Source organism: Pseudomonas quasicaspiana (genome assembly GCF_021147825.1).
Lineage (GTDB): Bacteria > Pseudomonadota > Gammaproteobacteria > Pseudomonadales > Pseudomonadaceae > Aquipseudomonas > Aquipseudomonas quasicaspiana.
The window spans coordinates 1-1,359 of the sequence record NZ_JAGTPI010000126.1 but is presented as its reverse complement, the minus strand read 5'-3'; the positions used below and the strand labels follow the sequence as shown (position 1 = coordinate 1,359).

Here is a 1,359-nt window from a genome sequence, read left to right as displayed (position 1 = left end):
ACCTCCACCGGCGCACCTTCTCCCGAAGTTACGGTGCCATTTTGCCTAGTTCCTTCACCCGAGTTCTCTCAAGCGCCTTGGTATTCTCTACCCAACCACCTGTGTCGGTTTGGGGTACGGTTCCTGGTTACCTGAAGCTTAGAAGCTTTTCTTGGAAGCATGGCATCAACCACTTCGTGTTCTAAAAGAACACTCGTCATCAGCTCTCGGCCTTAAGATCCCGGATTTACCTAAGATCTCAGCCTACCACCTTAAACTTGGACAACCAACGCCAAGCTGGCCTAGCCTTCTCCGTCCCTCCATCGCAATAACCAGAAGTACAGGAATATTAACCTGTTTTCCATCGACTACGCTTTTCAGCCTCGCCTTAGGGACCGACTAACCCTGCGTCGATTAACGTTGCGCAGGAAACCTTGGTCTTTCGGCGTGGGTGTTTTTCACACCCATTGTCGTTACTCATGTCAGCATTCGCACTTCTGATACCTCCAGCAAGCTTCTCAACTCACCTTCACAGGCTTACAGAACGCTCCTCTACCGCATCATCCTAAGATGATACCCGTAGCTTCGGTACCTGGTTTGAGCCCCGTTACATCTTCCGCGCAGGCCGACTCGACTAGTGAGCTATTACGCTTTCTTTAAAGGGTGGCTGCTTCTAAGCCAACCTCCTAGCTGTCTAAGCCTTCCCACATCGTTTCCCACTTAACCAGGATTTTGGGACCTTAGCTGACGGTCTGGGTTGTTTCCCTTTTCACGACGGACGTTAGCACCCGCCGTGTGTCTCCCATGCTCGGCACTTGTAGGTATTCGGAGTTTGCATCGGTTTGGTAAGTCGGGATGACCCCCTAGCCGAAACAGTGCTCTACCCCCTACAGTGATACATGAGGCGCTACCTAAATAGCTTTCGAGGAGAACCAGCTATCTCCGAGCTTGATTAGCCTTTCACTCCGATCCACAGGTCATCCGCTAACTTTTCAACGGTAGTCGGTTCGGTCCTCCAGTTAGTGTTACCCAACCTTCAACCTGCCCATGGATAGATCGCCCGGTTTCGGGTCTATTCCCAGCGACTAGACGCCCTATTAAGACTCGCTTTCGCTACGCCTCCCCTATTCGGTTAAGCTCGCCACTGAAAATAAGTCGCTGACCCATTATACAAAAGGTACGCAGTCACCCAACAAAGTGGGCTCCCACTGCTTGTACGCATACGGTTTCAGGATCTATTTCACTCCCCTCTCCGGGGTTCTTTTCGCCTTTCCCTCACGGTACTAGTTCACTATCGGTCAGTCAGTAGTATTTAGCCTTGGAGGATGGTCCCCCCATGTTCAGACAAGGTTTCTCGTGCCCCGTCCTACTCGATTTCAT

The 1,359-nt window shown here is 51.4% G+C and carries 1 rRNA gene; it reads right to left on the bottom strand.

Going from position 1 to position 1,359, the window contains the following annotated elements:
- A 23S ribosomal RNA gene (locus KDX30_RS29390) occupies positions 1-1,359 on the bottom strand; the annotation flags it as partial.